At 69.6% G+C, this 26,535-nt stretch carries 22 protein-coding genes and 1 tRNA gene; 5 read left to right on the top strand and 18 right to left on the bottom strand.

Annotated elements, in window-relative coordinates; translation table 11 throughout:
* Positions 1 to 152: 152 nt before the first annotated feature.
* From CDO52_RS12635 to polA, 13 genes are all read right to left on the bottom strand, one after another.
* Positions 153 to 1,145, bottom strand: a complete 993-nt coding sequence (locus CDO52_RS12635) for a site-specific tyrosine recombinase XerD (RefSeq protein WP_017616883.1) — start codon at positions 1,143 to 1,145, stop codon at positions 153 to 155.
* Between the two features lie 447 nt (positions 1,146 to 1,592).
* Positions 1,593 to 2,237: an NUDIX domain-containing protein gene (locus CDO52_RS12630; protein WP_017616884.1), complete on the bottom strand. Its 645-nt coding sequence runs from the start codon at positions 2,235 to 2,237 to the stop codon at positions 1,593 to 1,595.
* Positions 2,234 to 3,889 (bottom strand): CTP synthase, encoded by a 1,656-nt coding sequence (locus tag CDO52_RS12625; protein ID WP_017616885.1) that lies wholly within the window; start codon positions 3,887 to 3,889, stop codon positions 2,234 to 2,236. The genes CDO52_RS12630 and CDO52_RS12625 overlap by 4 nt, the downstream gene beginning before the upstream one ends.
* Before the next feature lie 173 nt (positions 3,890 to 4,062).
* Entirely contained in the window at positions 4,063 to 4,962 is a 900-nt protein-coding gene (locus tag CDO52_RS12620) for a hydroxymethylglutaryl-CoA lyase (protein WP_017616886.1), read from the bottom strand.
* A gap of 225 nt (positions 4,963 to 5,187) precedes the next feature.
* Positions 5,188 to 6,183, bottom strand: coding sequence for a GNAT family N-acetyltransferase (locus CDO52_RS12615; protein WP_017616887.1), 996 nt, complete (start codon positions 6,181 to 6,183; stop codon positions 5,188 to 5,190).
* A gap of 284 nt (positions 6,184 to 6,467) precedes the next feature.
* Positions 6,468 to 6,950, bottom strand: coding sequence for a DUF3060 domain-containing protein (locus CDO52_RS12610; RefSeq protein ID WP_017616888.1), 483 nt, complete (start codon positions 6,948 to 6,950; stop codon positions 6,468 to 6,470).
* 109 nt (positions 6,951 to 7,059) lie between these two features.
* Complete coding sequence (locus CDO52_RS12605; RefSeq protein ID WP_017616889.1) at positions 7,060 to 7,488, bottom strand: VOC family protein; 429 nt, start codon at positions 7,486 to 7,488, stop codon at positions 7,060 to 7,062.
* A 148-nt stretch (positions 7,489 to 7,636) separates the two neighbouring features.
* Entirely contained in the window at positions 7,637 to 9,745 is a 2,109-nt protein-coding gene (uvrB, locus tag CDO52_RS12600) for an excinuclease ABC subunit UvrB (RefSeq protein ID WP_017616890.1), read from the bottom strand.
* Between the two features lie 157 nt (positions 9,746 to 9,902).
* Positions 9,903 to 10,508, bottom strand: coding sequence for a dephospho-CoA kinase (gene coaE, locus CDO52_RS12595; protein WP_017616891.1), 606 nt, complete (start codon positions 10,506 to 10,508; stop codon positions 9,903 to 9,905).
* Between the two features lie 17 nt (positions 10,509 to 10,525).
* Positions 10,526 to 11,032, bottom strand: coding sequence for a GNAT family N-acetyltransferase (locus CDO52_RS12590; RefSeq protein WP_017616892.1), 507 nt, complete (start codon positions 11,030 to 11,032; stop codon positions 10,526 to 10,528).
* Between the two features lie 78 nt (positions 11,033 to 11,110).
* Positions 11,111 to 12,607 carry a 30S ribosomal protein S1 gene (gene rpsA, locus CDO52_RS12585; RefSeq protein ID WP_017616893.1) on the bottom strand — a complete coding sequence of 499 codons (1,497 nt, stop codon included), beginning with the start codon at positions 12,605 to 12,607 and terminating at the stop codon, positions 11,111 to 11,113.
* 412 nt (positions 12,608 to 13,019) lie between these two features.
* The gene (gene arfB / locus CDO52_RS12580) at positions 13,020 to 13,436 is read right to left on the bottom strand and encodes an alternative ribosome rescue aminoacyl-tRNA hydrolase ArfB (protein ID WP_017616894.1); all 417 of its coding nucleotides are present in this window, start codon (positions 13,434 to 13,436) and stop codon (positions 13,020 to 13,022) included.
* Positions 13,437 to 13,541: 105 nt separating this feature from the next.
* Positions 13,542 to 16,313: a DNA polymerase I gene (gene polA / locus CDO52_RS12575; RefSeq protein WP_017616895.1), complete on the bottom strand. Its 2,772-nt coding sequence runs from the start codon at positions 16,311 to 16,313 to the stop codon at positions 13,542 to 13,544.
* Positions 16,314 to 16,435: 122 nt separating this feature from the next.
* Here polA and CDO52_RS12570 point away from each other — a divergent pair, with 122 nt between their 5' ends.
* Positions 16,436 to 16,852, top strand: coding sequence for a PaaI family thioesterase (locus CDO52_RS12570; RefSeq protein WP_017616896.1), 417 nt, complete (start codon positions 16,436 to 16,438; stop codon positions 16,850 to 16,852).
* Between the two features lie 384 nt (positions 16,853 to 17,236).
* Positions 17,237 to 18,460, top strand: a complete 1,224-nt coding sequence (locus CDO52_RS12565) for an ABC transporter substrate-binding protein (RefSeq protein WP_017616897.1) — start codon at positions 17,237 to 17,239, stop codon at positions 18,458 to 18,460.
* Between the two features lie 384 nt (positions 18,461 to 18,844).
* On the opposite strand, the gene CDO52_RS12560 is transcribed toward CDO52_RS12565, so the two are convergent.
* The 5 genes from CDO52_RS12560 to CDO52_RS12540 all read right to left on the bottom strand — a co-directional run bounded on the left by CDO52_RS12560 (position 18,845) and on the right by CDO52_RS12540 (position 24,229).
* Positions 18,845 to 19,753, bottom strand: coding sequence for an ABC transporter ATP-binding protein (locus tag CDO52_RS12560; RefSeq protein ID WP_017616898.1), 909 nt, complete (start codon positions 19,751 to 19,753; stop codon positions 18,845 to 18,847).
* Complete coding sequence (locus CDO52_RS12555) at positions 19,750 to 20,688, bottom strand: ABC transporter ATP-binding protein (RefSeq protein WP_394296707.1); 939 nt, start codon at positions 20,686 to 20,688, stop codon at positions 19,750 to 19,752. The genes CDO52_RS12560 and CDO52_RS12555 overlap by 4 nt, the downstream gene beginning before the upstream one ends.
* Positions 20,678 to 21,664 carry a branched-chain amino acid ABC transporter permease gene (locus CDO52_RS12550; protein ID WP_017616900.1) on the bottom strand — a complete coding sequence of 329 codons (987 nt, stop codon included), beginning with the start codon at positions 21,662 to 21,664 and terminating at the stop codon, positions 20,678 to 20,680. Before CDO52_RS12550 ends, CDO52_RS12555 begins: the two co-directional genes overlap by 11 nt.
* Before the next feature lie 13 nt (positions 21,665 to 21,677).
* Positions 21,678 to 23,129 (bottom strand): branched-chain amino acid ABC transporter permease, encoded by a 1,452-nt coding sequence (locus CDO52_RS12545; RefSeq protein ID WP_017616901.1) that lies wholly within the window; start codon positions 23,127 to 23,129, stop codon positions 21,678 to 21,680.
* A gap of 491 nt (positions 23,130 to 23,620) precedes the next feature.
* Positions 23,621 to 24,229 (bottom strand): ANTAR domain-containing response regulator, encoded by a 609-nt coding sequence (locus CDO52_RS12540; protein ID WP_017616902.1) that lies wholly within the window; start codon positions 24,227 to 24,229, stop codon positions 23,621 to 23,623.
* Between the two features lie 106 nt (positions 24,230 to 24,335).
* On the opposite strand from CDO52_RS12540, the gene CDO52_RS12535 reads away from it, so the two are divergent.
* The 3 genes from CDO52_RS12535 (at position 24,336) to CDO52_RS12525 (ending at position 26,483) form a co-directional block, all read left to right on the top strand.
* Positions 24,336 to 24,418 (top strand) — tRNA-Leu (locus CDO52_RS12535).
* 100 nt (positions 24,419 to 24,518) lie between these two features.
* On the top strand, positions 24,519 to 25,316 hold the full coding sequence (locus CDO52_RS12530; protein WP_026125438.1) for a helix-turn-helix domain-containing protein: 798 nt from the start codon (positions 24,519 to 24,521) through the stop codon (positions 25,314 to 25,316).
* 222 nt (positions 25,317 to 25,538) lie between these two features.
* Positions 25,539 to 26,483 carry a DUF1266 domain-containing protein gene (locus tag CDO52_RS12525; protein ID WP_017616904.1) on the top strand — a complete coding sequence of 315 codons (945 nt, stop codon included), beginning with the start codon at positions 25,539 to 25,541 and terminating at the stop codon, positions 26,481 to 26,483.
* Positions 26,484 to 26,535 lie beyond the last annotated feature (52 nt).

Below are 26,535 nucleotides of genomic sequence, written 5' to 3'. Positions count from 1 at the left end.
CGGACGTTTCATCCGTACCGGTTGACCGGCCGTCGGAAAAACTCAATATGTCGACAGCATCGAACCGTCGTGCCCGCGACTCTAAAACCTCGGCACAGGATCATTCAACGCGACACTCAACGGTGTCACCGATGCGTGACCGGGGGTCGCGTTCACCGCGCGGCGTTGGCGCGGGGGTGGCTGGCGGCGTAGACCTCGCGGAGCCGGTCCACGGTGACCAGGGTGTAGACCTGCGTGGTGGTGACCGACGCGTGGCCGAGGAGCTCCTGGACGACGCGCACGTCAGCGCCGCCGTCGAGGAGGTGGGTGGCGAACGAGTGCCGCAGGGTGTGCGGGGAGACCTCGCTCAGGCCGGCCCGCTCGGCGGCGGCGCGCAGGACGGCCCAGGCGCCCTGTCGGGTCAGGCGTCCGCCGCGGGCGTTGAGGAAGAGGGCGGGGGCACCGCGGCCGGAGGCGGCGAGGATGGGCCGGGCGCGGACGAGGTAGGCGTCGATGGCCGCGCGGGCGAACCTGCCGATCGGCACCAGCCGCTCCTTGCCGCCCTTGCCGCGGAACCGCACGACCGTGACGTCGGCGTCGGGGGCGTCGCCAACAGTGTCGGCGGTCTCCGCCCCGCCGAGGCGGCCGACGTCGTCGACGTCCAGGCCGATCGCCTCGGAGATCCGCGCTCCCGTTCCGTACAGCAGCTCCAGCAGGGCCCGGTCGCGCAGCGCACGGGGGTCGTCGGCCGCGCCGACGGCGTCGAGCAGCGACTCCACGGCGTCCAGTGACATCGCCTTGGGCAGGCGGCGCGGCGGCGAGGGCGGCCGGACCTCGCTGGCCGGGTCGCCGGTGGTGATGCCCTCCTTCCGGGCGAAGCGGTGGAGGCCGCGCACGGCCACGACGGCGCGTCCGGCGGAGTTGAGCCCGAGCGGGGGGTGGGTGTCGTCGCCCTCGCGCAGCCCCCGGAGGAAGTCGGTGACGTCGCCCTCGCCGACCTCGCCGAGCGAGGTGCGTCCGCGGGCGACCAGAAACTCCAGGTAGCGGCGGAGGTCGCGGCGGTAGGACGTGAGGGTGTTGGCGGCCAGGCCGCGCTCCACGGTGAGGTGATCGAGGTACCCGCGCACCGCCGACACCAGGAGGGGGGCCGCGTCGTCGGCTACCATCGCATCCCTGATCCTTCACGAAGTGACGTATTTGTTACTGTCAGTAGTTGTCGTGCGGGGTGGACCGCTCTCCGCCGGATGGCACGAGGGGCGCGTCGCCGGAACGCGGCGGAGCGTTCGCCGGTGCGGACCGCACCCGCCGACACCCGCGCACGGCGACGGGACGCCACCTTCACGGGGAAGGGGTGTCGCGCGTTCGGCTGTCGTCGCCATCACCTGACCTCGCGGCCGTTTCCGAGCGCGATGATGCCACACGGCAGCGCGTCGCGGAGGCTCGACACGGCGGGATCTCCCGCCTATCTCCGGACGATCCAGGTGATCACCGCCGAATTCCCAAGATTCCCGGCAGGTCAGGGGCGGAGCGACGGGAAGGGGGGACGAGACGAAGAACCGCCGCCCGGGACGGTGTCCCGGGCGGCGGTGCAAGCGTGGGCGGGCGGCCCCTGGTCAGTCCGCCGGACGCAGACCGGCGAAGCCGTCGCGCGCCGCGATGGAGGCGGCGAGGATGCCGACGACGGTGGCCCCGTTGTGCAGCCGGCCCTCCTGGACGGCCGTGACCGCCTCGTCGAGCGGGACCCAGGCCGGGACCATGTCGGCCTCCTCGTGGATGCGCTCGAAGTCGATCTCGTCGTGCGGCACCTCGGTGAGGCCGCGGGCGAGGAAGACCTTGATGCGCTCGGTCGAGAAGCCCGCCGAGGGGAAGAAGTCGGCCAGCTCGTACCAGTGCTCCGCGCGGTACCCGGCCTCCTCCAGCAGCTCGCGCTGGGCGGTGCGGACCGCCGGCTCGCCCTCCTCGTCGCGCAGCCCCGCCGGGAGCTCCCACAGCCGGTGCCCCACGGCGTGCCGGTACTGGCTCAGCAGGAGCACGCGGTCGTCCTCGTCCACCGCCAGCGCGGCCACGGCGCCCAGGTGCACCATGTGCTCGCGCCGCACCAGCTCCGGGCCGTCGCTGCCCTGCATGGTCAGCCAGTCCACCCGCATCGCCGTCTTGGCGCCGCGGAACGGCTCGGTGCTCTTCTCGACCGTCCAGTGCTCCGGCTGGTCTTCGATCTTCACCGATCTCGCCGCGTCGTCACGCGCCGACGCGCTCATGCGCTCGACTTCCCGGCCGTGCCCTGCCGCTCCAAGGCGGCCGAGACCAGCCCGGAGAACAGCACGTGCGCCCGGGTCGGGCGGGAGCGCAGCTCGGGGTGGGCCTGCGTGGCGATGTAGAACGGGTGCTCGTCGCGCGCCAGCTCGACGTACTCCACGAGCTTGCCGTCCGGCGACAGACCCGAGAAGACCATCCCCGCCTTCTCCAGCTGCGGGCGGTAGGCGTTGTTCACCTCGAAGCGGTGGCGGTGCCGCTCGGAGACCCGCGCCTGGCCGTAGAGCCCGCGCGCCAGGGAGCCCTCGGCGAGCTCGGCCGGGTAGAGGCCGAGCCGCATGGTGCCGCCCATGTCGCGCTCACCGGCAACGACGTCGGCCTGGTCGGCCATGGTCGCGATGACCGGCTCGGCGGACTTGTCGTCGAACTCCAGGCTGTTGGCACCGGCCAGCCCGGCGACGTTGCGCGCGTACTCGATGACCACGCACTGCAGGCCCAGGCAGATGCCCAGCGTCGGGATCTTGCGCTCCCGGGCGAACTTGAGCGCCCCGAGCTTGCCCTCGATGCCGCGCACGCCGAAGCCGCCGGGGATCAGCACACCGTCGACGTCCCCGAGCCGACGCTCGGCACCCTCCTCGGTGGCGCACTCGTCGCTGGGCACCCAGCGGATGTTCACCCGGGTCCGCTCGGAGAACCCGCCGGCGCGCAGCGCCTCGGTCACCGACAGGTAGGCGTCGGGCAGGTCGATGTACTTGCCCACCAGGCCGATCGTGACCTCGTGGTCCGGGTTGTGGACGCGGCCCAGCAGGTCGTCCCACTCGGTCCAGTCGACGTCGCGGAAGGCCAGGCCCAGGCGGCGCACGACGTAGGCGTCCAGCCCCTCGCCGTGGAGCACCTTGGGGATGTCGTAGATCGACGGCGCGTCGGGCGTGGAGACCACGCCGCCCTCCTCCACGTCGCACATGAGGCTGATCTTGCCCTTCATGGCGTGCGGGATCGGGCGGTCGGAACGGCACACGATGGCGTCGGGCTGGATACCGATGCTGCGCAGCGCGGCGACGGAGTGCTGGGTCGGCTTGGTCTTGAGCTCGCCCGAGGGAGCGAGGTAGGGCACCAGCGAAACGTGCAGGAAGAAGCTGTTGTCCCGGCCGATCTCGTGCCGGATCTGGCGCACGGCCTCCAGGAACGGCTGGGACTCGATGTCACCGACGGTTCCGCCGATCTCGGTGATGACGACATCGACGTCGGCCGACTCCATCGCGTAGATGCTGGCCTTGATCTCGTTGGTGATGTGCGGGATGACCTGCACGGTGTCGCCCAGGTAGGCGCCCTGGCGCTCCTTGGCGATCACGCTGGAGTAGATCTGGCCGGTCGTCACGTTCGCCGACGCCGACAGCTCGGTGTCGAGGAACCGCTCGTAGTGGCCGATGTCGAGGTCGGTCTCTGCCCCGTCGTCGGTGACGAACACCTCTCCGTGCTGGAAGGGGTTCATCGTGCCCGGGTCGACATTGAGGTAAGGGTCGAGCTTCTGCATCGTGACGCGCAGCCCGCGCGCCTTCAACAGCCGCCCCAGGCTGGAGGCGGTCAGGCCCTTCCCGAGGCTGGAGGCGACGCCGCCGGTGACGAAAAGGTGTTTGGTGCTAGCGGCGGATGCCAAAGTGATGCTCCCGTGGTCGAATGGCTACGGCGCGCCCGAGTGTGTTCGGGCCGCCGTGCGGCGTCCGTCACCGGCAGGACCGCAGACCGGTCCCTACCTCGGACTCCACGGGCCACCAGGATAACAGTGCCGAGCACCTGCGCCGGTATCGCACCACCGTCCGCACCGCCCGATCAGGCCGGGAACCCTCCGGCACGGCCCAGGAGCGCCGGGGGCGCCTTGTCCAACCGGGTTCCGAGCCACGCGCCGAGATCGGCGAGCGCCGTGGGTCCGGTGCCCGTCTCCACCCCGCTGCGGTGCAGCATGTACACCAGGTCCTCGGTGGCGATGTTGCCGGTGGCCGCCGGGGCGAAGGGGCACCCGCCGAACCCGCCCACGCTGGAGTCGAGCACGGTGACGCCGTTCTCGAACGCCGTCAGCGCGTTGGCGTAGCCGGTGTTGCGGGTGTTGTGGAAGTGGCAGCGCAGCCGGGCGCCGTCGGCGACCTCGCGCACGCGCCGCACCAGGTCGGCGACCTGCCGGGGGACGCCGACGCCGATGGTGTCGGCGAGGGCGATCTCCACCGCCCCGGACGCCGCCGCCCGGCGGGCGATCTCCACCACGCGCTCCGGCGGGGTCTCGCCCTCAAACGGGCAGCCGAAGGCCGTGGAGACGGTGACGCTCACCGGCATCCCGGCGGCGGCCGCGGCCTTGGCGATGTCGTCGTAGGCCGCCAGCATCTCCTCCACCGTGCAGCCCTGGTTGCGGCGGCAGAACTCGTCGGTGGCCGGAATCGCGACGTTGACCTCGTCGACACCGGCGGCCAGCGCGCGGTCCAGGCCCCTGCGGTTGAGCACCAGCCCGATGTAGGACGCCCCGGCGCCGCGGTCGATGCCGGCCATGACCTCCTCGGCCCCGGCCATCTGCGGCACCCGCTTGGGGTTGACGAAGCTCACCGCCTCGATCCGGCGGACCCCGGCGGCGACCGCGCGGTCGATCAGCTCGATCTTCTCCGCGACGGACAGGACCCGGTCCTCGTTCTGCAGGCCGTCCCGCGGCCCGACCTCGACGATCTCCACCCGACCGGCCACCATGGCGCGATCACCTCACTCCCGGGTCCCACTGACGTCATCGTCCGCGGCCGCCATCGCGCGCCGTGCGCGGCGAATGGTGCCGATCATCACACGCCAGCCTAGTCAACGGGGGTTCGCCGCCGCCCTCCGGGGGTTCACACCGTTGATCTCTGGGATATCGACCGAATACTCGCTGGTATTAGGGCGATATCCCCGAGATCAACGGAAGATCGGGGCGCGCGTTGGTCAGCGCAGGGCGAGGGCCGGCCGGATCTCCCACGTGGTCCACAGCGGCCGGTAGCCCATCCGGTTCCAGAACGGGCCGGAGAGCGGGTTCATCATCGCATAGTTGAGCAGGGTGACCGCGATCCCGTAGCTGTCGAGCGCCTGGTGCACCTGGCTGACCAGGGCCGTGCCGATGCCCTGGCCGCGCTCTTCCTCGGCCACGACCCCGTAGCCGATGTGGGCGGTGGGGGACGCGCTGACCAGCGGCGCCGCCCAGTGGGCGCGCTCGGGCGGGGACGCCCACACCAGCCCGACCGGACGGCCGCCGCGCTCGGCCAGCCAGATCCACGAGGGCGAGCGGCTCAGCGCCCGCGCGACCACGCGCCGGGTCTGTTCGGCGGTCTCGGCCTGGATGAACACCCCGCCGAAGGCCTCCTCATAGCGGTGCTCCTCCATGAGCAGTCCGACGACCTGCGCGACGTCGCCGGACCCGGCCAGCCGGATGGTGACGTCGCGCGGCGGCAGCGACGGGGGAACGCCCCGGCGGAAGCCGCGCACCGCGAGGACGCCGTAGGGCTGCAGGCCGTGGCGCTGCAGCGGGAGGACGCCGCAGACATCCCGGGAGGGCCACGTGAGGACCGCCGCGGACTCCGACCCCGTACCGGTGGGCAGCGCTTCCAGCTGGTCGCGCCAGTGGGTGAGCAGCGAGTCGAGGGCGGCCCCGGGATCGGGGCCGCCGACGATCGGGGTGAGCCAGTGCTGGTCCGGCACGCCCCAGGTGCGCCCCGGCTCGCCGGGCTGGTACCAGGAGTAGCGCATGGTCCCGGCGGCCACGGGACGCCCGGCGCCGTCGCTGACCGTCAGCAGGGGGTAGGTGCTCGCGCGGGGATGGGCGGGAACCGGTAGAAGGGGGTCGACCTTGTGCCATCGCTGCGCCGCCGAACTCACCAGTAGATCGAACTCGGCGCTGCGGCTTGACAGGTCGTCATGCCGCACCCGGGCGACATAACCGCTCATCTCACACTCCCCGGCCGCAGTACTACTACCTGCCCATGTCACGGCTCAGTGGCGCGGCGTGACCAGAACCGACGGGCGAACACGCAACGTCGCGTCGTCACCACAGAGACCGTACCGCCTTGCCGCGGCTCGCGTCTGTCGAGCTGCGACAAAGTTACTGAAATCGTTCCGGATTTGTCGCCATGCAATTGCATCATGAGCAACCCCGGAAAGGACTACGGTAGCTGATTCCTCGGGCGATCCCGCCACCAGCCCTTGCTCCGCGCCCCTACGGCGTCACGCGGTCACCCGGTGGCATCGCCGCCCGAGGTGATTTCGTTACCGCTGCCGATATCGACGACGTTGGGCTTCTCCCCGGAGTGGTACACGGTGAGGTCCGACCCGGCGAGGGTGACGGAGTCGGCCGCGGCCAGGTGGACCGTGGTGCCGCTGCCCGAGACGTTCACCGCACCGCACGCGCCGTTGAGCACGACCGTGGCGTCGCTGGAGGCGACGTTGACCATGCGCCCCGCACAGTCGTCCACCGTGGTCTCGCCGGTGGAGGTGATGTTCACGGTGTCGCCGACCTCGACGTCGACACCGTCCTCGCCGACGGACACCCCGCCGTCGGAGTTCTCGGCCGAGACGCCGTCCTGGTCGACCTTGACCCCGCTCCCGTCCTCGTCGGAGTAGGACACGCCGTCCTCATTGACCGACAGGCCGCAGCCGGCTCCCGTCAGGGCGATCACGCCCGCGATCGCCACCATGGCCGGTCTCCGCATCCGCATGAGCTCTCCTTCCACATCCGCCATCCCGCCCCGGCGGGTCCGGGCCCGTTGCGACTGTTGGATGCAAGAGTAGCGGGGTCGGTTCCGTGCTCCCCGTGGCCGGGAACCCCTACTGCAGGCAGAACTCGTTGCCCTCCGGGTCGAGCATGACCATCGCGTAGCCCTTGGGCTCGTCGACCTCCCGCACGCGGGTGGCCCCCAGCTCGACGGCGCGTTCGGCCACCTCGGCGACCTTGGCGCGGCGCTGGTCGTACTGCACCTGCGCGGCGACGTTCACATCCAGGTGGACCCGGTTCTTCGCGCTCTTGCCCTCGGGCACCTGCTGCAGGAAGATCCGCGGCCCGACACCGGCTGGATCGACGATGGCATAGGCGCTGTCGTGCTCGTCCTCGGGCACGCCGAAGGCGGTGAGCGCCTCGTCCCAGGTCGCGAAGCCGGCGGGCGGCGGCTGTTCCTGGTAGCCCAGCAGATCCGCCCAGAACCGGCCGAGCTTGCGGGGCTCGTGGGCGTCGAAGGTGACCTGGAACGTGTGGGCCATGGCGGGCCACTCCCTACTTCTCATCGCGGTGGACAGGCGACGCGGCTGTCTTCGAACATATATTCGAATCAATGAGCGCGCAACGTCGCCGCCGGGGCTCACGCGGGGGGCCGACCGTGCTCGGCCCCCGGGGAGGAAAGGGGCCGGGTCAGCTCACTCCGGCGGCGTCCATGCCGCGCAGCTCGCGCTTGAGCTCCTTGATCTCGTCGCGCAACCGCGCGGCCAGCTCGAACTGCAGGTCGGCCGCTGCCTGGTGCATCTGCTCGCCCAGCTGGTCGATCAGGTCGGCGAGCTCGGCGCGCGGCATCTTGGCGACGTCGGCCGAGCGTTCCTCGCCCGCCGTCGAGGACAGGGCCGGGACCGGCGCCTTGCCCTTCTCGCCCTTGCGGTAGCCGGTGCCCAGCAGCTCCTCGGTGTCGACGTCCTCCCGGGCCAGCGAGTCGAGGATGTCGGCGATCTTCTTGCGCAGCGGCTGCGGGTCGATGCCGTTCTCCTCGTTGTAGGCCTGCTGCTTGGCCCGGCGCCGGTTGGTCTCGTCGATGGCGTTGCGCATGGCCTCGGTGACCGTGTCGGCGTACATGAAGACCTGCCCGGCGACGTTGCGGGCCGCGCGCCCGATCGTCTGGATCAGCGACGTCTCCGAGCGCAGGAAGCCCTGCTTGTCGGCGTCGAGGATCGCCACCAGCGACACCTCGGGCAGGTCCAGGCCCTCCCGCAGCAGGTTGATGCCGACCAGGACGTCGAACTCGCCCACGCGCAGCTCGCGCAGCAGCTCCACGCGGCGCAGGGTGTCGACCTCGCTGTGCAGGTAGCGCACCCGGATACCGAGTTCGGCGAAGTAGTCGGTGAGGTCCTCGGCCATCTTCTTGGTCAGCGTGGTGACCAGGACCCGCTCGTCGCGCTCGGAGCGCACCCGGATCTCGTGGACCAGGTCGTCGATCTGGTCGTCGGTGGGCTTGACGACGACCTCCGGGTCGACCAGCCCGGTGGGCCGGATGACCTGCTCGACGACGTCGCCGCCGCTCTGCCGCAGCTCGTAGGGCCCGGGGGTGGCCGACAGGTAGACCGTCTGGCCGATCCGCTCCAGGAACTCCTCCCACTTCAGCGGCCGGTTGTCCAGCGCCGAGGGCAGCCGGAAGCCGTGGTCGACCAGGGTGCGCTTGCGGGAGGCGTCGCCCTCGTACATGCCGCCGATCTGCGGGACGGTGACGTGCGACTCGTCGACGACGAGGAGGAAGTCCTCGGGGAAGTAGTCGAGGAGGGTGTTGGGCGCGCTGCCCGGCTCGCGGCCGTCGAAGTGCCGCGAGTAGTTCTCGATGCCCGAGCAGGTGCCGATCTGGTGCAGCATCTCCAGGTCGTAGGTGGTGCGCATGCGCAGCCGCTGCGCCTCCAGCAGCTTGCCCTGGGCCTCCAGCTCGCTCAGGCGCTCGCCCAGCTCGGCCTCGATCTGGCGGACGGCCCGCTCGGTGCGCTCGGGGCCCGCCACGTAGTGGGAGGCGGGGAAGATGTACATCTCCTCGTCCTCGCCCAGCACCTCACCGGTGAGCGGGTGGAGGGTCTGCAGGCGCTCGACCTCGTCACCGAACATCTCGATGCGGATGGCCAGCTCCTCGTAGACCGGGATGATCTCGATGGTGTCCCCGCGGACCCGGAACGTCCCGCGGGTGAAGGCCATGTCGTTGCGGGTGTACTGCATCTCGACGAGCTTGCGCAGCAGGTCGTCGCGGTCGACCTCCATGCCGACGCTGAGCATCGCCATGCGGTCGACGTACTCCTGCGGCGTGCCCAGGCCGTAGATGCACGACACCGAGGCGACCACGATGGTGTCGCGCCGGGTGAGCAGCGAGTTGGTGGCCGAGTGCCGCAGCCGCTCCACCTCGTCGTTGATGGACGAGTCCTTCTCGATGTAGGTATCGGTCTGCGGGACGTAGGCCTCGGGCTGGTAGTAGTCGTAGTAGGAGACGAAGTACTCGACCGCGTTGTTGGGCAGCATCTCGCGCAGCTCGTTGGCGAACTGCGCGGCGAGCGTCTTGTTGGGCTGCATGACCAGCGTGGGCCGCTGGACCTGCTCCACCAGCCACGCCACCGTGGCGGTCTTACCCGTACCGGTGGCGCCCAGCAGCACGCTGTCGTTGTTCCCGGCGTTGATCCGCCGGGACAGCTCGGCGATCGCCGAGGGTTGGTCGCCCGCGGGCGACATCTCCGAAACCACGTCGAAGGGCGCCATCTTGCGCTGGATATCGGTCACCGGCCGCACGTCGCGTCAACTCCCCATCGGTTGCACCCCCGGACCCTTCCACGGTATCGGCGGAAGGTGACAGAACCGCCAACGCTGTGCGGTGGGAGGGGCGGAGGCCCCCAGGGCCCGGTCCCGTGGGCCGGGCAGGTGGAGCGGGGAGTCGAGGGAAGCGGGGTCAGGCGTCCGCGGCGGCGCGGTCCAGCAGCCGCTTCCACAGGTCGGCGACGGCCCGGTCGAGGTCGGCGACGGTGCCGGCGTTGTCCACGACGATGTCGGCCGCGCCGAGCCGCTCCTCGCGGGTGGCCTGCGCCTTGATCCGGGCGCGGGCCTGGTCCTCGGGCATGCCGCGGTGGGCGATCAGGCGGTCGATCCGGGTCTCCTCGGGCGCGTCGACCACCACGACGAGGTCGTAAAGCGCGCCCAGCCCGTTCTCCACCAGCAGCGGAACGTCGTAGACGACGATGGCGTCCGGTGCCGCCCGGGCCATCAGACCCTCGGTGCGCTCCCCCACACGCGGGTGCACGATGGCGTTGAGCCGGGCGAGCTTGTCGGCGTCGGCGAACACGATCTCACCGAGCCGCGGCCGGTCCAGTTCCCCATCGGGGGTGAGGACCTCCTCGCCGAACTCCGCGACGATCTCCGCCAGGCCGGAGGTCCCGGGCTCGACGACCTCGCGGGCCAGCTGGTCGGCGTCGATGATCAGGGCGCCGTGCGCCGCGAGGCGGCGCGACACCTCGCTCTTGCCCGAGCCGATCCCCCCGGTGAGTCCTACACGCAGCATGCAGCCGAGCCTATCTCCTAGCCCACCGGCGCCTCGGGCGCGCCCCCGGGAGCGGGTTTGCGCAGGTGCACGGTGGTGATGTGGTCAGCGAGCCGTTCGCGGCCGGTCTCGGTGTAGCCGAGCGCGCGGTAGAGCCGCAGGTCGGCCGCGCCGCCGCGCCCGGTGACCAGGGCGAAGGACTCCAGGTCGGGCAGGGCCCGCAGGGCGTGCTCCTCCAGCGCGGCCAGCAGCGCCCGGCCGATGCCCCGGCGGCGCACGTCGGGGACGACGGCCAGCCGGTTGATGAGGAAGCCCGCGCCGGTCCCGCGGCCGCGCGCGCTGCCCACGATCCGGCCGCCGAGCACCGCCTTGAGCAGGATGCGGTCCGCACCGAGGTAGGCGCCGACCTGCTCGCGGGTCTCGGCGAGCGGGGCGATGTAGGGGTCGCCCACGGCCTGGGCCTCGTCCAGGTAGGCGGCCCGCTGCACGGTCCAGATCTCGCCGATGTCGGCTTCCTCGGCGACGGAGATTCGCGGGGTGCTCACCCTCCGACCATAGCGAAAGGGCCGCTCCCCCGAAGGGGAGCGGCCCTCAGCGATTCGCCTCAGGGAACCGCGGCGACCTTACTCGCCGCCGCCCGCGAGCTTCTCGCGCAGCGCGGCCAGCGCCTCGTCGGAGGCGAGGGCGCCACCGGAGGACGCCTCGGCGTTGCCGCCGCCACCGCCGGTGCTGGCCGGAGCGGCCGGCGCGGCCTCAGCGGCCTCGGCCGGCGCCTCGGCGGCCTCGGCCTCAGCGGCCTGGGCCTCCTCGACCTGCTTGCGGTGCGCCTCGAAGCGGGCCTGCGCCTGAGCGTACTGCTGCTCCCACTCGTCGCGCTGGGTCTCGTAGCCCTCGAGCCACTCGCCGCTCTCGGGGTCGAAGCCCTCGGGGTACTTGTAGTTGCCCTGCTCGTCGTACTCGGCGGACATGCCGTAGAGCGTCGGGTCGAAGTCGACCTGGTCCGGCGAGACGGCCTCGTTCGCCTGCTTCAGCGAGAGGCTGATGCGGCGGCGCTCGAGGTCGATGTCGATGATCTTGACGAAGATCTCGGTGCCGACCTGGACGACCTGCTCCGGGATCTCGACGTGGCGCTCGGCCAGCTCGGAGATGTGGACCAGGCCCTCGATGCCCTCCTCGACGCGCACGAACGCACCGAACGGAACCAGCTTGGTGACCTTGCCGGGAACAACCTGGCCGATCTGGTGCGTGCGGGCGAACTGCTGCCAGGGGTCTTCCTGGGTGGCCTTGAGGGACAGGGAGACGCGCTCGCGCTCCATGTCGACGTCGAGAACCTCGACGGTGACCTCCTGGCCGACCTCGACGACCTCGCTCGGGTGGTCGATGTGCTTCCAGGACAGCTCGGAGACGTGCACCAGACCGTCGACGCCGCCGAGGTCGACGAACGCACCGAAGTTGACGATCGAGGACACGACGCCCTTGCGGATCTGGCCCTTCTGCAGGGTGTTGAGGAACGTCTGGCGGACCTCGGACTGGGTCTGCTCCAGCCAGGCGCGGCGCGACAGGACCACGTTGTTGCGGTTCTTGTCGAGCTCGATGATCTTGGCCTCGAGCTCCCGGCCCACGTAGGGCTGGAGGTCGCGGACGCGGCGCATCTCGACCAGGGAGGCCGGCAGGAAGCCCCGCAGGCCGATGTCGAGAATCAGACCGCCCTTGACGACCTCGATCACCGTACCGGTGACGACGCCGTCCTCTTCCTTGATCTTCTCGATCGTGCCCCAGGCGCGCTCGTACTGGGCGCGCTTCTTGGACAGGATCAGGCGGCCTTCCTTGTCCTCCTTCTGGAGGACCAGGGCCTCGACGTGGTCGCCGACGGACACCACTTCACCGGGGTCGACGTCGTGCTTGATCGAGAGCTCGCGGGAAGGGATCACACCCTCGGTCTTGTAACCGATGTCGAGCAAGACCTCATCTCGATCGACCTTCACGATGGTGCCCTCGACAATGTCACCGTCGTTGAAGTACTTGATGGTCTCGTCGATCGCTGCGAGGAAGGCTTCCTCGGACCCGATGTCGTTGACCGCTACCTGGGGTGTCGAGGTTGCCTCGGTGCTGCTCGTCATGTGTGGGTGGACTCCGGACACGGATATGGACAGAAATGGGCGCGCTGCGAAATCGAACGGACACCCGGCGGACCGCCGGACAACGACGGCGACTCCGGAGCCATGAACGCCCCGGGGGTCTCCCCGCCTATCCGCAAGTGCCAAGCGACCGTCGCGCCCACCCGGCTCCGGTGCGCCCCAGGTAGAGGCGGTCGGTCTGCCTCACTCGGAACGAACTTTCGAGGTCGAGCTGCGCATGCGAGTCCACAACGCTCCGGTCAGAATATGAGACGCGGGCGTCTTGGTCAATCGGAATCCCGGCCGTCTAACGGACCAAGACCGCAACCGGGGCATTCTACTCTCACTCGTCCCACGTCAGAGTGTGGCCCCTCTCACGCATCAAGGGTCGCGGATTCGAGCGCGCACGCCCGAATCAGTCGTCGAACCGCCGCGCGCGTGTCCGTTTCAGCTCGGCGCGGCGGCGCTTGGAATTCAGCCTGCGCTCCTTGGCCGACCGGCTCGGGCGGGTGGCCCGACGGGGACGGGGCCCCGGCGCGGCCGCCTCGGCCAGTACGGCGGTGAGTCGCTCCCGGGCCAGGTCGCGGTTGCGGGCCTGGGAGCGGCTGTCGGCGGCGGTGACGGTCAGCACGCCGTCGACCAGGCGGCCCTCCAGCCGCCGCAGCGCGCGCCGACGCTGGTCGTCGGTGAGGGCGGTGGTGGCGGTGAGATCCAGGGAGAGCGCGACGCGCGTGTCGGACGTGTTGACGTGCTGCCCGCCCGGCCCCCCGGAGCGGGAGAAACGCCACCGCAGCTCGCTGTCGACCAGGACTACCCGGACACAGCCCGGCATCGTCGGCCCCTCCTCTCCCTGGATCTTCACAACGGGTGCGCGTACCGCACCGGCGCCAGTGGGCGTCGGGTCCGTCGCGGAACACGCCGTGCCCGCACGGAACGCCTAGTGGGCGGCGTCGTGCCAGTCGCGGCCGACGCCGACCGACACGGCCAGCGGCACACGGAGAGCATAGGCGTTCGCCATCTTTTCCGATACCAGTTTTCGGACATCCGCCAACTCGGCCGAAGTCACTTCCAGAACGAGTTCGTCGTGCACCTGCAGCAGCATCCGCGACGTGAACCCGCCCTCCCGCAGCGCGGCGTCCACGTCGAGCATCGCCACCTTGATGATGTCGGCGGCTGACCCCTGGATGGGGGCGTTGAACGCCATCCGCTCGGCCATCTCCCGGCGCTGGCGGTTGTCGCTGGTCAGGTCCGGCAGGTAGCGGCGGCGGCCGAGCATCGTCTCGGTGTAGCCGTCGCGGCGCGCCTGCTCGACCACCGAGTGGAGGTAGGCGCGGACCCCGCCGAACTGCGCGAAGTAGTCGTCCATGAGGCCGCGCGCCTCGTCGGGCGTGATCCCCAGCTGGGAGGAGAGGCCATAGGCGCTCAGCCCGTAGGCCAGGCCGTAGTTCATCGCCTTGATCCGGGCGCGGGCCTCGCCGTCGACCTCGTCGACGCCGACCTTGAACACGCGGGCGGCGATCTCGGCGTGGAAGTCGTGGCCGGTCTGGAAGGCCTCGATGAGCGCGGCGTCCTCCGACAGGTGCGCCATGATGCGCAGCTCGATCTGGCTGTAGTCGGCGGTCAGCAGGTCCTCGTACCCCTCCCCGACGACGAACGCGCGGCGGATGCGCCGCCCCGCGTCGGTGCGCACGGGAATGTTCTGCAGGTTGGGGTCGGTGGAGCTGAGCCGCCCGGTGGCCGCCACCGTCTGGTTGAAGGTGGTGTGGATGCGGCCGTCCTCGGCGATCGTCTTGATCAGGCCCTCGACCGTGGTCCGCAGCCGGGTCTGGTCGCGGTGGCGGAGCAGGATCGCCGGGAGTTCGTGGTCGGTCTGGGTGGCCAGCCAGGCCAGCGCGTCGGCGTCGGTGGTGTAGCCGGTCTTGATGCGCTTGGTCTTGGGCAGTTCCAGCTCGGTGAACAGCACCTGCTGCAGCTGCTTGGGCGAGCCGAGGTTGAACTCGTGGCCGACCACACGGTGGGCCTCGGCCACCGCCTGGCGCACCGCGGCCGCGAACTCCTCCTCCAGGCCGTCGAGGTAGGCGCGGTCGACCGCGATGCCGGTGCGCTCCATGGCGGCCAGGACCCGCACCAGGGGCAGCTCCAGGTCGGCGAGGAGGCGGTCGGCGCCGCGCTTGCGCAGATCGGAGTCGAGGCCCACGGCCAGGTCGAGGGTGGCGCGGGCACGCAGGGCGAGATCGCGCCGTGCGGTGTCGGCGGCGTCGCCCTCCCCGGTGACGTCGAGGGTGAGCTGCTCGCCGCCGCCGGTGTGTTCGCTGAGCTCGCGGTTGAGGTACTTGCGGCACAGGTCGACGAGGTCGACCTTGCGCTGGCCGGGCTGCACCAGGTAGGCGGCGAGCGCGGTGTCGCTGGTGAGGCCGCCGAGCTCCCAGCCGTGGGCGGCCATCGCGAGCATGGGGCCCTTGGCGTCGTGCACCGCCTTGGGGTGGGCGGGGTCGGCCAGCCAGGCGGCCAGCGCCCGCTCGTCGTCGGCGTCCAGGGCCGTGGGGTCGATGTGGGCGGCGGCTCCGCCGGCGGCGGCGATCGCCAGGCCGCTGATCGACCCGGTACCGCGCCCCCACTCCCCGGACAGCGCCAGGCCGACACGCTTGCCATCGAAGGCGTGGCCGCGCAGCCAGGCGCCGACCTCGCCGGTGCCCAGGACCGTCAGGTCGACGGAGAAGTCCTCGGCGTTGTTCTCGGACTCGTCTTCACCCTGCTCGGCGTCGGCCCCCACCACGGCGAACAGGCGGTCGCGCAGGGTGGAGGCGAACTCCAGGGCGTCGAACAGGGAGTTGATGGAGGAGGGGTCGGCCTCCCGCATGGTGAGCTCGGTGACCGGGGCGCCGACCTCGACGTCGGTGGCGAGCTCGTTGAGCCGCTGGTTGCGCAGGACGTCGTCGAGGTGGTCGCGGAAGTTCTGCCCGGCCTTGCCGGTGACCTCGTCGGCGTGCGCGACCAGTTCGTCCAGGGAGCCGTACTTGGTGATCCACTTGGCGGCGGTCTTGGGACCGACGCCCGGGACACCGGGGAGGTTGTCGGCCTTCTCCCCCACCAGCGCGGCGAGGTCGCGGTAGCGGCCCGGCGGCACGCCGTACTTCTCCTCGATCCGCTCCGGGGTCATCCGGGTCAGCTCCGACAGGCTCTTGCCCGGGTAGAGCACCGTGCAGCCGTCGGTGACCAGCTGGAACGCGTCGCGGTCGCCGGAGGCGATGAGCACCTCCATACCCTCGGCGCCGCCCCGCTGGGCGAGGGTCGCGATGACATCGTCGGCCTCGAAGCCCGTGGCTGAGACGCTGGTGACGCCCATCATCCGCAGCAGCTCCTGGATCAGCTCCACCTGGGAGGGGAACTCCTGCGGGGTTTCGGCGCGGCCGTCCTTATACTCCTCGTACACCTCGTGCCGGAACGTCGGACCGGACAGGTCCCAGGCCACCGCGATGTGCGTGGGTTGCTCGTCGCGCAGCAGCTTGATCAGCATCGAGGTGAAGCCGTAGACCGCGTTGGTCGACTGGCCGGTGCTCGTCGCGAACTTCTCCACGGGCAGCGCGAAGAAGGCGCGGAAGGCCATGGAGTGGCCGTCCAGCAGCAGTAGGCGCCGACGGCCCGCGGCCTCACCCCCGGCGGCCGGGGAGGGACTGTTCTGATCGGGGGTCTGTTGAGTCTTCACCACAAGCAAATCCTAGGATGCGGTGCGGACATTTTCGCGTCCCTTGCGATTGGACGCGCCAGGTCATCCGGGCGGCCCGTGTTTTCGGGCGTCGCCGACGGAGTTTCGAGAGAGGGCAGGGGACGATGACGCTGGACGCCGAGCAGCTCGCCGAGCTGATGGGGAACACCAACGCGGGCGGTGGGCTCGGGGAGCGGATGGGGCTGGAGGTCAGCGAGGCCTCGGCCAAGCGCGTCGTGGGCCGGATGCCCGTGTCCGGCAACACGCAGCCCTACGGCCTGCTGCACGGCGGCGCGTCGTGTGTCCTCGCCGAGACCCTGGGGTCGGTCGGCTCCGCGATCCACGCGGGCGAGGGCCGGATCGCCGTCGGCATCGAGATCAACGCCACGCACCACCGCAGCGCCACCGAGGGGTACGTGACCGGTGTGGCCACGGCGGTGCACCTGGGCCGCACGCTGGCCACCTGGGACATCGCCATCACCGATGACGAGGGACGGCGGGTGTGCACCTCGCGGCTGACCTGCCTACTGCGCGACGCCTGAGCCCAATTCATCCCTTTCCATCCCTGTGGGGGTGGGGCCGCCGGATCGGTGGCCCCACCCCCACTGTCGTTGTTGGGAAGACGTCGCTGGGAAGAACGTGACCGAGACCCGAACATAGGATCACCCAGGGTAGCGACATCCGGCCATTGCGTCGCTTTATTTGCCAACCAACCGCTCTGATCTGCGTATTTACCAGCGAAACATGACTACAGAGCGATAACGGCATGAACCCGACTCTGCACCGACATGACCAACAATCTTCCGGTTCATGAACGCTGATGATTAAGTCGCGCTAACGCCGGACATTAAGCGAAGCCCTCACCATGCGGCTTCGAACGGCGACCCGTCCCCATCGCTAACAGCCGGTTGAACGGAGAGTCCTCGATGCCAGGCAAGAAGGCCCTAAGCCTCGCCGCGGCGGCCGCGGCCATCACCCTCGGAGCCGCCGCCTGTGGCGGTAACGGCGACGGAGCGGACAGCGAAGCGCTGCAGTTCGGGTACGTCTTCCCGGAGACGGGCGACCTCTCCCACCTGGGACCTCCCCAGATCAGCGGCGCGAAGTTCGCGCTGCACGAGATCAACGAAGCGGGGGGCGTGCTCGACCAGGAGGTTCCCGCCATCCTCACCGGCGACGAGGCCAACGACGCCGCACAGGCCAACGACGCCGCGCAGCGACTGGTCGACAACGACGTGGACGTCGTCCTCGGCGCCGCCAGCTCCAGCATGACCCTGGCCATCATCGACACGGTGACCGGCTCGGAGACCGTCCAGTGCTCCGGCTCCAACACCGCGCCCGGTCTCACCGAGGAGAAGCCGACCGAGTACTACTACCGCACCGCCCCCAGCGACCTGCTGCAGGGACCGGTCCTCGCGCAGAAGGTCGCCAGCGACGGCCACCAGAACGTCGCCATCGCCTACCGCGCCGATGACTACGGCGAGGGCCTGGCCAACGCCGCGGCCCAGGCGATGAAGGACAACGGTATCGAGGTCAAGTACCAGGAAGGCTACGACCCCAACGCCCCGAACTTCGACTCCGTGGTCACGGAGATCGCCAACCAGAAGACCGACGCCGTCGTCATGGTCGCCTTCGAGGAGGGCGTGCAGATCATCACCGGCCTGCTGGAGTCCGGTGTGGACGCCGACCAGATGTACGGCACGGACGGTCTGAACGACGAGACGCTCGGCTCCTCGGTCGACTCGGACAACCCCGGCATCATCGACGGGTTCCAGGGCACCGCGCCCGACGTCGGTGAAGCGGGCTTCGTCAAGGACCTGCAGGCGTTCGACGAGGACCTGGAGATCATGCAGTTCTCCAGCCAGATCTTCGACTGCGCCATCGTGGCGGCGCTCGCCGCCGAGCAGGCCGAGAGCACCGACCCGACCGTCTTCGTCAAGGAACTCGCCCCCGTCACCCAGGACGGCGAGAAGTGCACCTCCTTCGCCCAGTGCCGCGACCTGATCCGCGAAGGCAAGGACATCGACTACGAAGGCGTCAGCGGCCCCATCAACCTGGATGAGAAGGGCGACGTCAGCCAGGCCACCTTCCAGGTCTACGGCTTCGAGGACGGCGGCAAGCACGTGAAGCACGAGTCCATCACCGTCCCGTAGCCCGCCGAACCCACCACAACCATCGCCCCGCACCCCTGGCCCCCGGACCGCCGTCCGGGGGCCAGGTGCTGCCAGGGACAGCGGGTCTGCTGGGTCGGCCTGCTCCGCTCCTCCGGTGTTCTGCGGTGAAAAGCGGCAGCGGGGCGGAGGGGGGCTGGGGCGCCCAGCAGACCCCGGTCTCTCCCGCTCCGCGCGATGCCCCGGGGCACGCCTCTGACGTTGTCGGTCGTTGTCCGTCGTTCCGGATGCACGCCTGGGATCACCGGCCGAAAGGCCCCGGCGCGATGGGAGAACCCGATCGGCGAGGTCTCCCGCGCACGACGGAGGGGCGGTGCCGTTGTGGCACCGCCCCTCGTGTGCGCGCTCGTGTTCCCGGTGCCGGGACTAGCCCGCCTTGGCCAGGGTTCCCAGGTACAGCTCGATGACGTTGGGGTCGTCCAGCAGCTGACGGCCGGTCCCCGTGTAGGCGTTGCGGCCCTGGTCCAGCACGTAGCCGCGGTCGCAGATCTGCAGGCAGCGGCGTGCGTTCTGCTCCACCATGATCACCGAGACACCGGTCGCGTTGATCTCCCTGACGCGCCGGAACACCTCGTCCTGGAAGATCGGCGACAGTCCGGCGGTGGGCTCGTCCAGCAGCAGCACGGACGGCTCCATCACCAGGGCGCGGCCCATCGCGACCATCTGGCGCTCACCGCCGGACAGCGCACCCGCCTTCTGGCGGCGGCGCTGCGCCAGCAGCGGGAACACCTCGGCCACCGCGTCGAAGCGCCGATGGAACGCCTTCGGGCGCAGGAAGGCACCCATCTCCAGGTTCTCCTCGACGGTGAGCGACGGGAAGACGTTCCGGGTCTGCGGCACGTAGCCCACCCCGCGCGACACCAGTTCGTGGGCGCTGAGATTGGCGATGCCCTCCCCGCGCAGCGCGATCGAGCCCCCGCGCACCGGGATCAGCCCGAAGATGGTCTTGACCAGCGTGGACTTGCCCGCGCCGTTCGGACCGATGATGCCGACGACCTCCCCTTCCCCCAGGGTCAGGGTGCAGCCGTTGAGGATGTTGACCTCGGGGACGTACCCCGCCTCGATCTCCTCGGCGACCAGGAGGTAGTCGGAATAGTCCTCGATCACGGTACGACCGGCGTGCTCCAGCACGTCCTCGCGCACGTCCTGCAGAGCGGCCGCCTCCTCCGCCGTCTCCGGCCCGTGGTCGTGCGGGTGGTCATGCGCCGGGCCGTGGGCGTGGCCCTGACCGTGGTCGGGTGTGGGGCGGGGGCCCGCCCCCGGGTACTCGCTCATCTGCCCTCCTCCTGACCGGCCGCGGTGCCGTCATCGCCGGAGTTCCCGGCGTCGGCGGACTCGCCGCCGCTGCCAGGCTCGTCGTGATGCGCGCCCAGGTAGGCGTCGATGACCTGCTCGTTGGAGCGAATGTCGTCGGGCCGTCCTTCAGCGATCACCTGCCCCTGGGCCAAGACCACAATCCAGTCGCTAATGCCCATGATGACGTCCATGTCGTGCTCGACGAAGAGCACCGTCATGCCCTCGTCGCGCAGCGCCGTGATGTGCCCGAGCAGCGACTGCACCAGCGCCGGGTTCACCCCGGCCATCGGCTCGTCCAGCATCACCATGGACGGGTTCACCATCAGTGAGCGGGCCATCTCCAGCAGCTTGCGCTGCCCACCGGAGAGGCTGCCCGCGATGTCGTCCTTCTTCGTGTCGAGCTTGAAGCGCTCCAACAACTCCATGGCGCGCCGCACATTGTCCTGCTCCTGGCCGGCCCACTGCCACCGGAGGAACGAGCCGAAGAACCGCTCCCCCATCTGGCCCTGGGCCGCCAGCAGCATGTTGTCCAGCACGGTCATCCTGGTCAGCGCCTTGGTGAGCTGGAAGGTGCGCACCATGCCGTTCCGGGCCACCTTGTGGCCGGGCATGCCGTTCAGTCGTCGGCCCTCGAAGGACCACTCGCCCGCGTCCACCCGGTCGAACCCGGTCAGCAGGTTGAACAGCGTCGACTTTCCGGCCCCGTTCGGGCCGATGAGCGCGGTGATCGTGCCGCGCTGCACCTCCAGGTGCCCCACATCCACGGCGGTCAGCCCGCCGAACGAGCGGCGCACCCCGCTCGCCCGCAGAATCGGATCCGGCTTGGCCACGCCCGGACGCGGCTCGACACCGGCCATCCGGTCGAGCACGGCGCCCGTGCCCTGGCCCCCGGGCTCCATCGCGTCACTTGACATTGACCAGCATCTCCTTGCGGTTGCCGATGATTCCCTGCGGCCGGTAGATGATCAACAGCACCAGAGCGATGCCCACGAACGCGTGCCGCAGCGCGCCGATGTCGGCGTTGCCGATGAACGGCAGCACCTCCGCCCGGGAGAGCGCCCGCAGCGTCTCGTCGAACGCGGTGAGCAGGAACCACATCACCATCGGGCCGATCACGGGGCCGAGCGTGCGCCCGGCGCCGCCGAGCAGCAGCATCGCCCACAGGTAGAAGGTCACCTGCGGCATGAACTGGTCCGCCGTGATGTTCTGCTGGTTCAGCGCGATCATCGCGCCGGCCAGGCCGCCGAACACGCCGCCCAGCACCAGGCTCTGCATCTTGTAGGCGAAGACGTTCTTGCCGAGGCTGCGCACGGCCTCCTCGTCCTCCCGGATGCCCTTGAGGACACGGCCCCAGGGGCTGTGGATCAGCAGCGCCGTGATCGCCAGCGCCAGGACGACCAGGCCCCAGATGGCCAGCATCAGCCACAGCTGACGGGAGGAGTAGGAGACGACGAGGAAGTCGTAGCGCCCGGATGGAATCGGGTTGAGTTCGTTGAAGTCGGTGGCGAAGCCCTGCAGGCCGTACACGCCGCCGGTGAGGGGCCGGGCGAACTCCGCCCGGTACAGCAGGCGCCCGACCTCCGCCACCGCGATCGTGGCGATGGCGAGGTAGTCGGCGCGCAGCCGCAGCGTCGGAATGCCCAGGAGGAGGGCCAGCAGGGCGGAGCAGGCGACGCACACCAGCAGTCCGACCCACAGCGGCTGGCCGTAGACGACCACCGGGATGGCCACGCCATACGCGCCGACCAGCATGAAGCCGACCTGGCCGAAGTTGAGCAGGCCCGTGTAGCCGAAGTGCATATTGAGCCCGATGGCCGCGAGCACGTAGATCGCCGCGATCGGCCCGATCGCCGACTCCAGGGAGGCGGTGAGGATGTTCAGAATGTCCATCGTCGTTACTCCCCTACCCGACCCGCTCGCGTCGGCCCAGGATTCCCTGGGGCCGGACCAGCAGCACGATGATCATGATCGCCAGCGCCCAGGCGTTCATCAGCTGCGGCGCGAACCACAGCGTCGACAGCTGGGCGATCAGGCCGATCACCAGGCCACCCACCATCGCCCCGTAAGCGGTACCGAGACCGCCCAGAATCACCGCGGCGAACATCAGCAGCAGCAGGTGGAAGCCCATCTGCCAGTAGACGGTCTGGTTGAGCCCGAGGAAGACGCCACCCAGCGCCGACAGGGCGCCGCCGAGGCCCCAGACGTAGAGCGTGACCCGGTCGACGTCGATGCCGGACGACTCGGCGAGGTCCCGGTTGTCGGAGACGGCGCGCATCGCCTTTCCGATCCGCGTGAGCTGCAGCATGCTCGCCACCGCCACCAGGACCACGATCGACAGCAGGAGGATGGTGAGGTCGCGGGACGTGATGGCGAACGGGCCGAGCTGCATCATCTCCTGGATGCGGAACTCGGGGTACTTGGTGCGCCGGGCGTCGAATGCGACGAGCAGCAGGTGCCGCAGGATCAGCGCGAGACCGATCGTCACGATGAACATCTGGATCAGCGCGACGTTGCGGCGGCGCAGTGGGCGCCAGAGGAAACGTTCCATGCCCGCACCGAGCAGGCCGCCGAGGACGACCGCCAGGAGGAGGCCGATGACCAGCGGGTTGGTGGCGAAGTCCAGCACGGGGACGCCGTCGAAGAGAGCGTTGAAGCTGGAGAACAGCGCCATGTTGCTGAACATCATCGCCATCATGGCGCCGAAGGTGACCATGTCGCCGTGGGCGAAGTTGATCATCCGGGTGGTGCCGAAGATCAGCGAGAGGCCGACGGCGGAGATCGCGATGATCAGGCCGAAGATGACCCCGGAGAGGGCGAGCTGCAGGACCTTCGAACCGAAGGGAGTTCCGGCCTCGACGCCGGGAGCCTCGACCACGCCCTCGTCCTCGTCGCCAACGGGTGTGGACCCCTCCCCCGGTGAGGCGCCGTCCGCGTCCCCGTCGTCGGGAGATGGGGAGCTCGGCGTGCTCTCCACGTCTTCCTGCCCGGCCGGGACCAGGGGGAAGACCACGGTGAAGGATCGGCCCTCCCGTACGGTGACATCCCGTTCGGGGCCGGGCTTCGCCCGGAGGGTGAACTCGTCGGGTACGGACTCTGCGTCCAAGACCACGCGGTAGTCCCCCGGTTCGGGGAGTTCCACGGTCCATTCGCCGGCAGAGTCGGTGGTCGCCGTTCCGATGTCCGCGCCGTCTCGGGTGACGGTGATGTCGATGCCTTCGACACCCTCATCGCTCCCTGGGGCGCGAATCTGTCCGGTCAGCGACTCACCGCCTTGGACGTCTGCCGCTGCCGGCACCGGGATCACCAGGATTGCGGTGATCGCGGCGAGCAGCACTGTCACGAGGCGTGTGCGCACGCGCACTCCTTGCGCATTTTAGGATGGCCGATCCGGGCAGGGGCGCCAGACCGGTTCTTTGCTGTTCGGTGGCGTGAGTTTAGCCCGGTTTACCCAGGTCATTCAGCACGCCTTAAGCCACGTGACCCAAACGTCACCCCTTTGTGTACATACGTGATCAAATCGGGACACGAAGCCGGTTGACCGGAGACCGAAACCCCGGGACGAAACCGGGGTTATTACCTCTGACCTGGTGAGACTCTCTGTGATACCCGCCCGACGGAGCGCTCTCAAGGCGCGTGCGGCGCGGCCGAAGATCGTGTGTGACGTGGGGCGCCGCCGCCCCGCTTCATCGGGGCCGACGGTGACGCTGCGTTACTTCCCACCCGACGTCGGGCGTGTCGGGCGACATACACGTGGCATACAAAAAGGCGCGCCTTCCGGATACGGTCCGGGAGGCGCGCCCTGGTAGCTATCGGTGCGGCGGTCGACGCGCTGTCGGTCGGGTGGGTCTACTTCTCCCCTTGGGGTGGCTGCCCTTCCAGCGTCTCGATCACGGTCTCAGCGACCTTGCGCATGGTCAGCCGCCGGTCCATCGAGTTCTTCTGGATCCACCGGAACGCTTCGGGCTCGCTCAGCCCGTGTCGGCTCTGCAGCAGCCCCTTGGCGCGCTCGACGAGCTTGCGCGTCTCCAGTCGGTCCTGGAGCCCGGTGACCTCCGCCTCCAAGGCGGAGAGTTCGGCGTACCGGCTGACCGCCATCTCGATCGCGGGGACCAGGTCCGCCTTGTTGAAGGGCTTGACCAGATACGCCATCGCACCCGCGTCCCGCGCGCGCTCGACCAGCTCGCGCTGGGAGAAGGCGGTCAGGATCACGACCGGAGCGATCCGCTCCGCCGCGATGCGCTCGGCGGCGGACAGCCCGTCCAGGACAGGCATCTTGATGTCGAGGATGACAAGGTCCGGCTTGAGCTCGGTCGCGAGACGTATCGCCGTCTCGCCATCACCCGCCTCCCCAACGACGGCATAGCCGTCTTCCTCAAGCATCTCCTTGAGGTCCAGCCGGATCAGGGCCTCGTCTTCCGCGATCACCACGCGGCTCTGCGTCGTCGTCACGTACATGAGCCTACCGAGGACGTGTAGACTCCGGGACGTCGGCGGGCCCACTGGAGCCAAGTCGATACCCTGATCCGGCTTCTCAGCCAAATGAGGCAGACGTCCGGATCATGCCGGAATGGTGGAATGGTATACACGATCGTCTCAAAAGCGATTGCCCGAAAGGGCTTGTGGGTTCGAATCCCACTTCCGGCACCCGCGCACCCCACCCCCGAACAGCTCCTCCGAGCCATTCGGGGGTTATTTTCTTGTGGATAGTCGAACTCCCGTACGAACGCCGCGGCACGCTAGGCGTATGTACCCCCGCGCAACCGTCAACGAGGCCCTGCGACTCCACGCCCAAGGATGGACAGACCATGCCGTAGCTCAGGCATGCAATGTTTCCGTCCAGTCCGTCCGGAACTGGCGGACAGGACGAAGACGACGCTCCACGAAGAACGAATCGGAGACCTACTGCCCCCGGTGCTCGGGGGCAAGCCTGGACCACCGCGCTTACTCCTACCTCCTCGGCCTGTATCTCGGCGACGGCTATATCGGCTATGTGGGAGAACGAGCGAAGAAGGTGTGGGCCCTCCAGATCTCCTGCGCGAACGACTGGCCTGGCCTGGTCCAGGAGTGCACCAACGCCTTGCACACCGTGCTACCGAATCATCGCGTCATCGTCGTCAACAGGACCGGCTGCAAGGACGTGAAGGCGTACTGGAAGCACTGGCTGTGCATCTTCCCTCAGCACGGCGCCCGCCGCAAGCACGAACGCCAGATCTCACTAGCGGAGTGGCAGATCGCTATCGTCGAGAACCATCCCCGTGAGTTCGTGCGCGGGCTCATCCATTCAGACGGCTGTAGGACGACCAACCGCGTGCGGCGCATGGTCGACGGCGAGTGGAAGTACTACGAGTACCCTCGCTACTTCTTCTCCAACGCCTCCCGCGACATTCTGGGACTGCTCGTCGTCATGCTGGACCTGCTCGGCATCGAATGGAAGTTTCGATGGAAGCGGGGCAGGGAGGGCCACCAGGTCCAAGGCATCGTCTCCATCGCCAAGAAGCCCTCGGTCGCTCTCCTGGACTCGTTCGTCGGCCCGAAATACTGAGACTTACCCACCCTGGAAGGCCCTGAACAGGACGTTTGCCATGCCCAGCGCACCTTAGTGACCAGGACCGGTCACATCACGGCTACAACCTGGGCACAACCCGTGGGTTTGGTCGCCACGACGGGCTATAGTCCCCGATCCTGTAATCGGGAGTGGTCCGGGTAGCGGCATCGTCAGTCGACGTCGACGGCGCGCCGGGACCCGTTGCGAAGGGAGTGCGGGGTGTTCACCGCGGTCGCCGGGGTGGTTGGGGCGCTGACGATCGGTGCCTGGGCCGTCGTGGCTTGGGGGTCTCAGCGGCGACAGCCGTGGCTGATGGCTCCCCTCGCACTGCTCATCGTCGTTCTCGTGGTGGCCGACCAGGGCGCGTGGGCGATCCTGCCCATCGTGGCGCTGGCGGCCGGGTCCTTCGCCGAGCTGGTCATCGGCGCCCGTGAGGCGCCCACGCTGCGCACCAAGAACCCCGACGCGCCGCTGAGCACCGAGCGCTGGGCCGCGGCGGTGGCCGCGCCGTTCCGCGTGGCGTTGGCCGAGCCCTGGGACGTGGTGGTCCGGCCGCAGCTGCGCCGGCGCTACCGCAGGGTCTTCGAGCAGGAGTGGGGCATCGTCAACCGGCAGACGCTGCTGGCGACGGTCGATCGCCTCTGGGATGAGCTGCACGCCGGGGACCGCGCCGACCTGGTCGTCGATCTGCGCACGGGCACGGCGCGCAGCCGCGATCCCGAGGGGCAGCGCGAAGAGCAGCGGATCCGGCTCACGCCCGAGCAGGTCGAGCGGATGCGCGAGATCACCGGGTCGGACGACTCCGCCGAGACCGTGGTCATCGGCGCCTACCAGTGGTGGAAGTCGGTGCACCTGATCCGGTTGGCCTGCGGGGGCGCCACGCTCGACTGGCTGAGCCCGGTGGAGACGCACAACCTGCTGCGGCGCGTCGCCACGGACCTCCAGCGCCGCTACGCGAGCTGGCACCAGCTGGCCGAGGCGTTCCACGGCGGCTACCTGCTCTGGCACGGCGGCGGCTCCGATGACGCGGGGTCGGACCGCGTGTGGACGGCCCTGGGGATCCTCACCACCGACCCGGCCAGCCCGTGGAACCTGCTGCCGTGGGACATGCCCCTGGAGCGGGTTCCCTACGAGAACGGCGTCTCCAACGTGCAGCCGCAGTGATCGCATCGCCCCGAGAAGCGTCCTGGCCGTCCCCGACAGCGCTCGGCGGATT

Source organism: Nocardiopsis gilva YIM 90087, assembly GCF_002263495.1.
Classification (GTDB): domain Bacteria; phylum Actinomycetota; class Actinomycetes; order Streptosporangiales; family Streptosporangiaceae; genus Nocardiopsis_C; species Nocardiopsis_C gilva.
The sequence above is the reverse complement of the archived record's forward strand: the minus strand, read 5'-3'. Positions and strand labels throughout refer to the sequence as shown.

Excerpts from the sequence above, each read along its gene's own strand:
- CDO52_RS12620 (WP_017616886.1), bottom strand. The coding sequence starts at position 4,962 with ATGGTGGCCGGTCGGGTGGAGATCGTCGAGGTCGGGCCGCGGGACGGC.
- CDO52_RS12570 (WP_017616896.1), top strand. The coding sequence starts at position 16,436 with ATGACGCTGGACGCCGAGCAGCTCGCCGAGCTGATGGGGAACACCAAC.
- arfB (WP_017616894.1), bottom strand. The coding sequence starts at position 13,436 with ATGCCGGGCTGTGTCCGGGTAGTCCTGGTCGACAGCGAGCTGCGGTGG.
- CDO52_RS12635 (WP_017616883.1), bottom strand. The coding sequence starts at position 1,145 with ATGGTAGCCGACGACGCGGCCCCCCTCCTGGTGTCGGCGGTGCGCGGG.
- CDO52_RS12540 (WP_017616902.1), bottom strand. The coding sequence starts at position 24,229 with ATGTACGTGACGACGACGCAGAGCCGCGTGGTGATCGCGGAAGACGAG.
- CDO52_RS12605 (WP_017616889.1), bottom strand. The coding sequence starts at position 7,488 with ATGGCCCACACGTTCCAGGTCACCTTCGACGCCCACGAGCCCCGCAAG.
- CDO52_RS12615 (WP_017616887.1), bottom strand. The coding sequence starts at position 6,183 with ATGAGCGGTTATGTCGCCCGGGTGCGGCATGACGACCTGTCAAGCCGC.
- rpsA (WP_017616893.1), bottom strand. The coding sequence starts at position 12,607 with ATGACGAGCAGCACCGAGGCAACCTCGACACCCCAGGTAGCGGTCAAC.
- CDO52_RS12530 (WP_026125438.1), top strand. The coding sequence starts at position 24,519 with ATGTACCCCCGCGCAACCGTCAACGAGGCCCTGCGACTCCACGCCCAA.
- CDO52_RS12565 (WP_017616897.1), top strand. The coding sequence starts at position 17,237 with ATGCCAGGCAAGAAGGCCCTAAGCCTCGCCGCGGCGGCCGCGGCCATC.
- CDO52_RS12610 (WP_017616888.1), bottom strand. The coding sequence starts at position 6,950 with ATGCGGATGCGGAGACCGGCCATGGTGGCGATCGCGGGCGTGATCGCC.
- coaE (WP_017616891.1), bottom strand. The coding sequence starts at position 10,508 with ATGCTGCGTGTAGGACTCACCGGGGGGATCGGCTCGGGCAAGAGCGAG.
- CDO52_RS12560 (WP_017616898.1), bottom strand. The coding sequence starts at position 19,753 with ATGAGCGAGTACCCGGGGGCGGGCCCCCGCCCCACACCCGACCACGGT.
- CDO52_RS12630 (WP_017616884.1), bottom strand. The coding sequence starts at position 2,237 with ATGAGCGCGTCGGCGCGTGACGACGCGGCGAGATCGGTGAAGATCGAA.
- CDO52_RS12555 (WP_394296707.1), bottom strand. The coding sequence starts at position 20,688 with ATGTCAAGTGACGCGATGGAGCCCGGGGGCCAGGGCACGGGCGCCGTG.
- CDO52_RS12550 (WP_017616900.1), bottom strand. The coding sequence starts at position 21,664 with ATGGACATTCTGAACATCCTCACCGCCTCCCTGGAGTCGGCGATCGGG.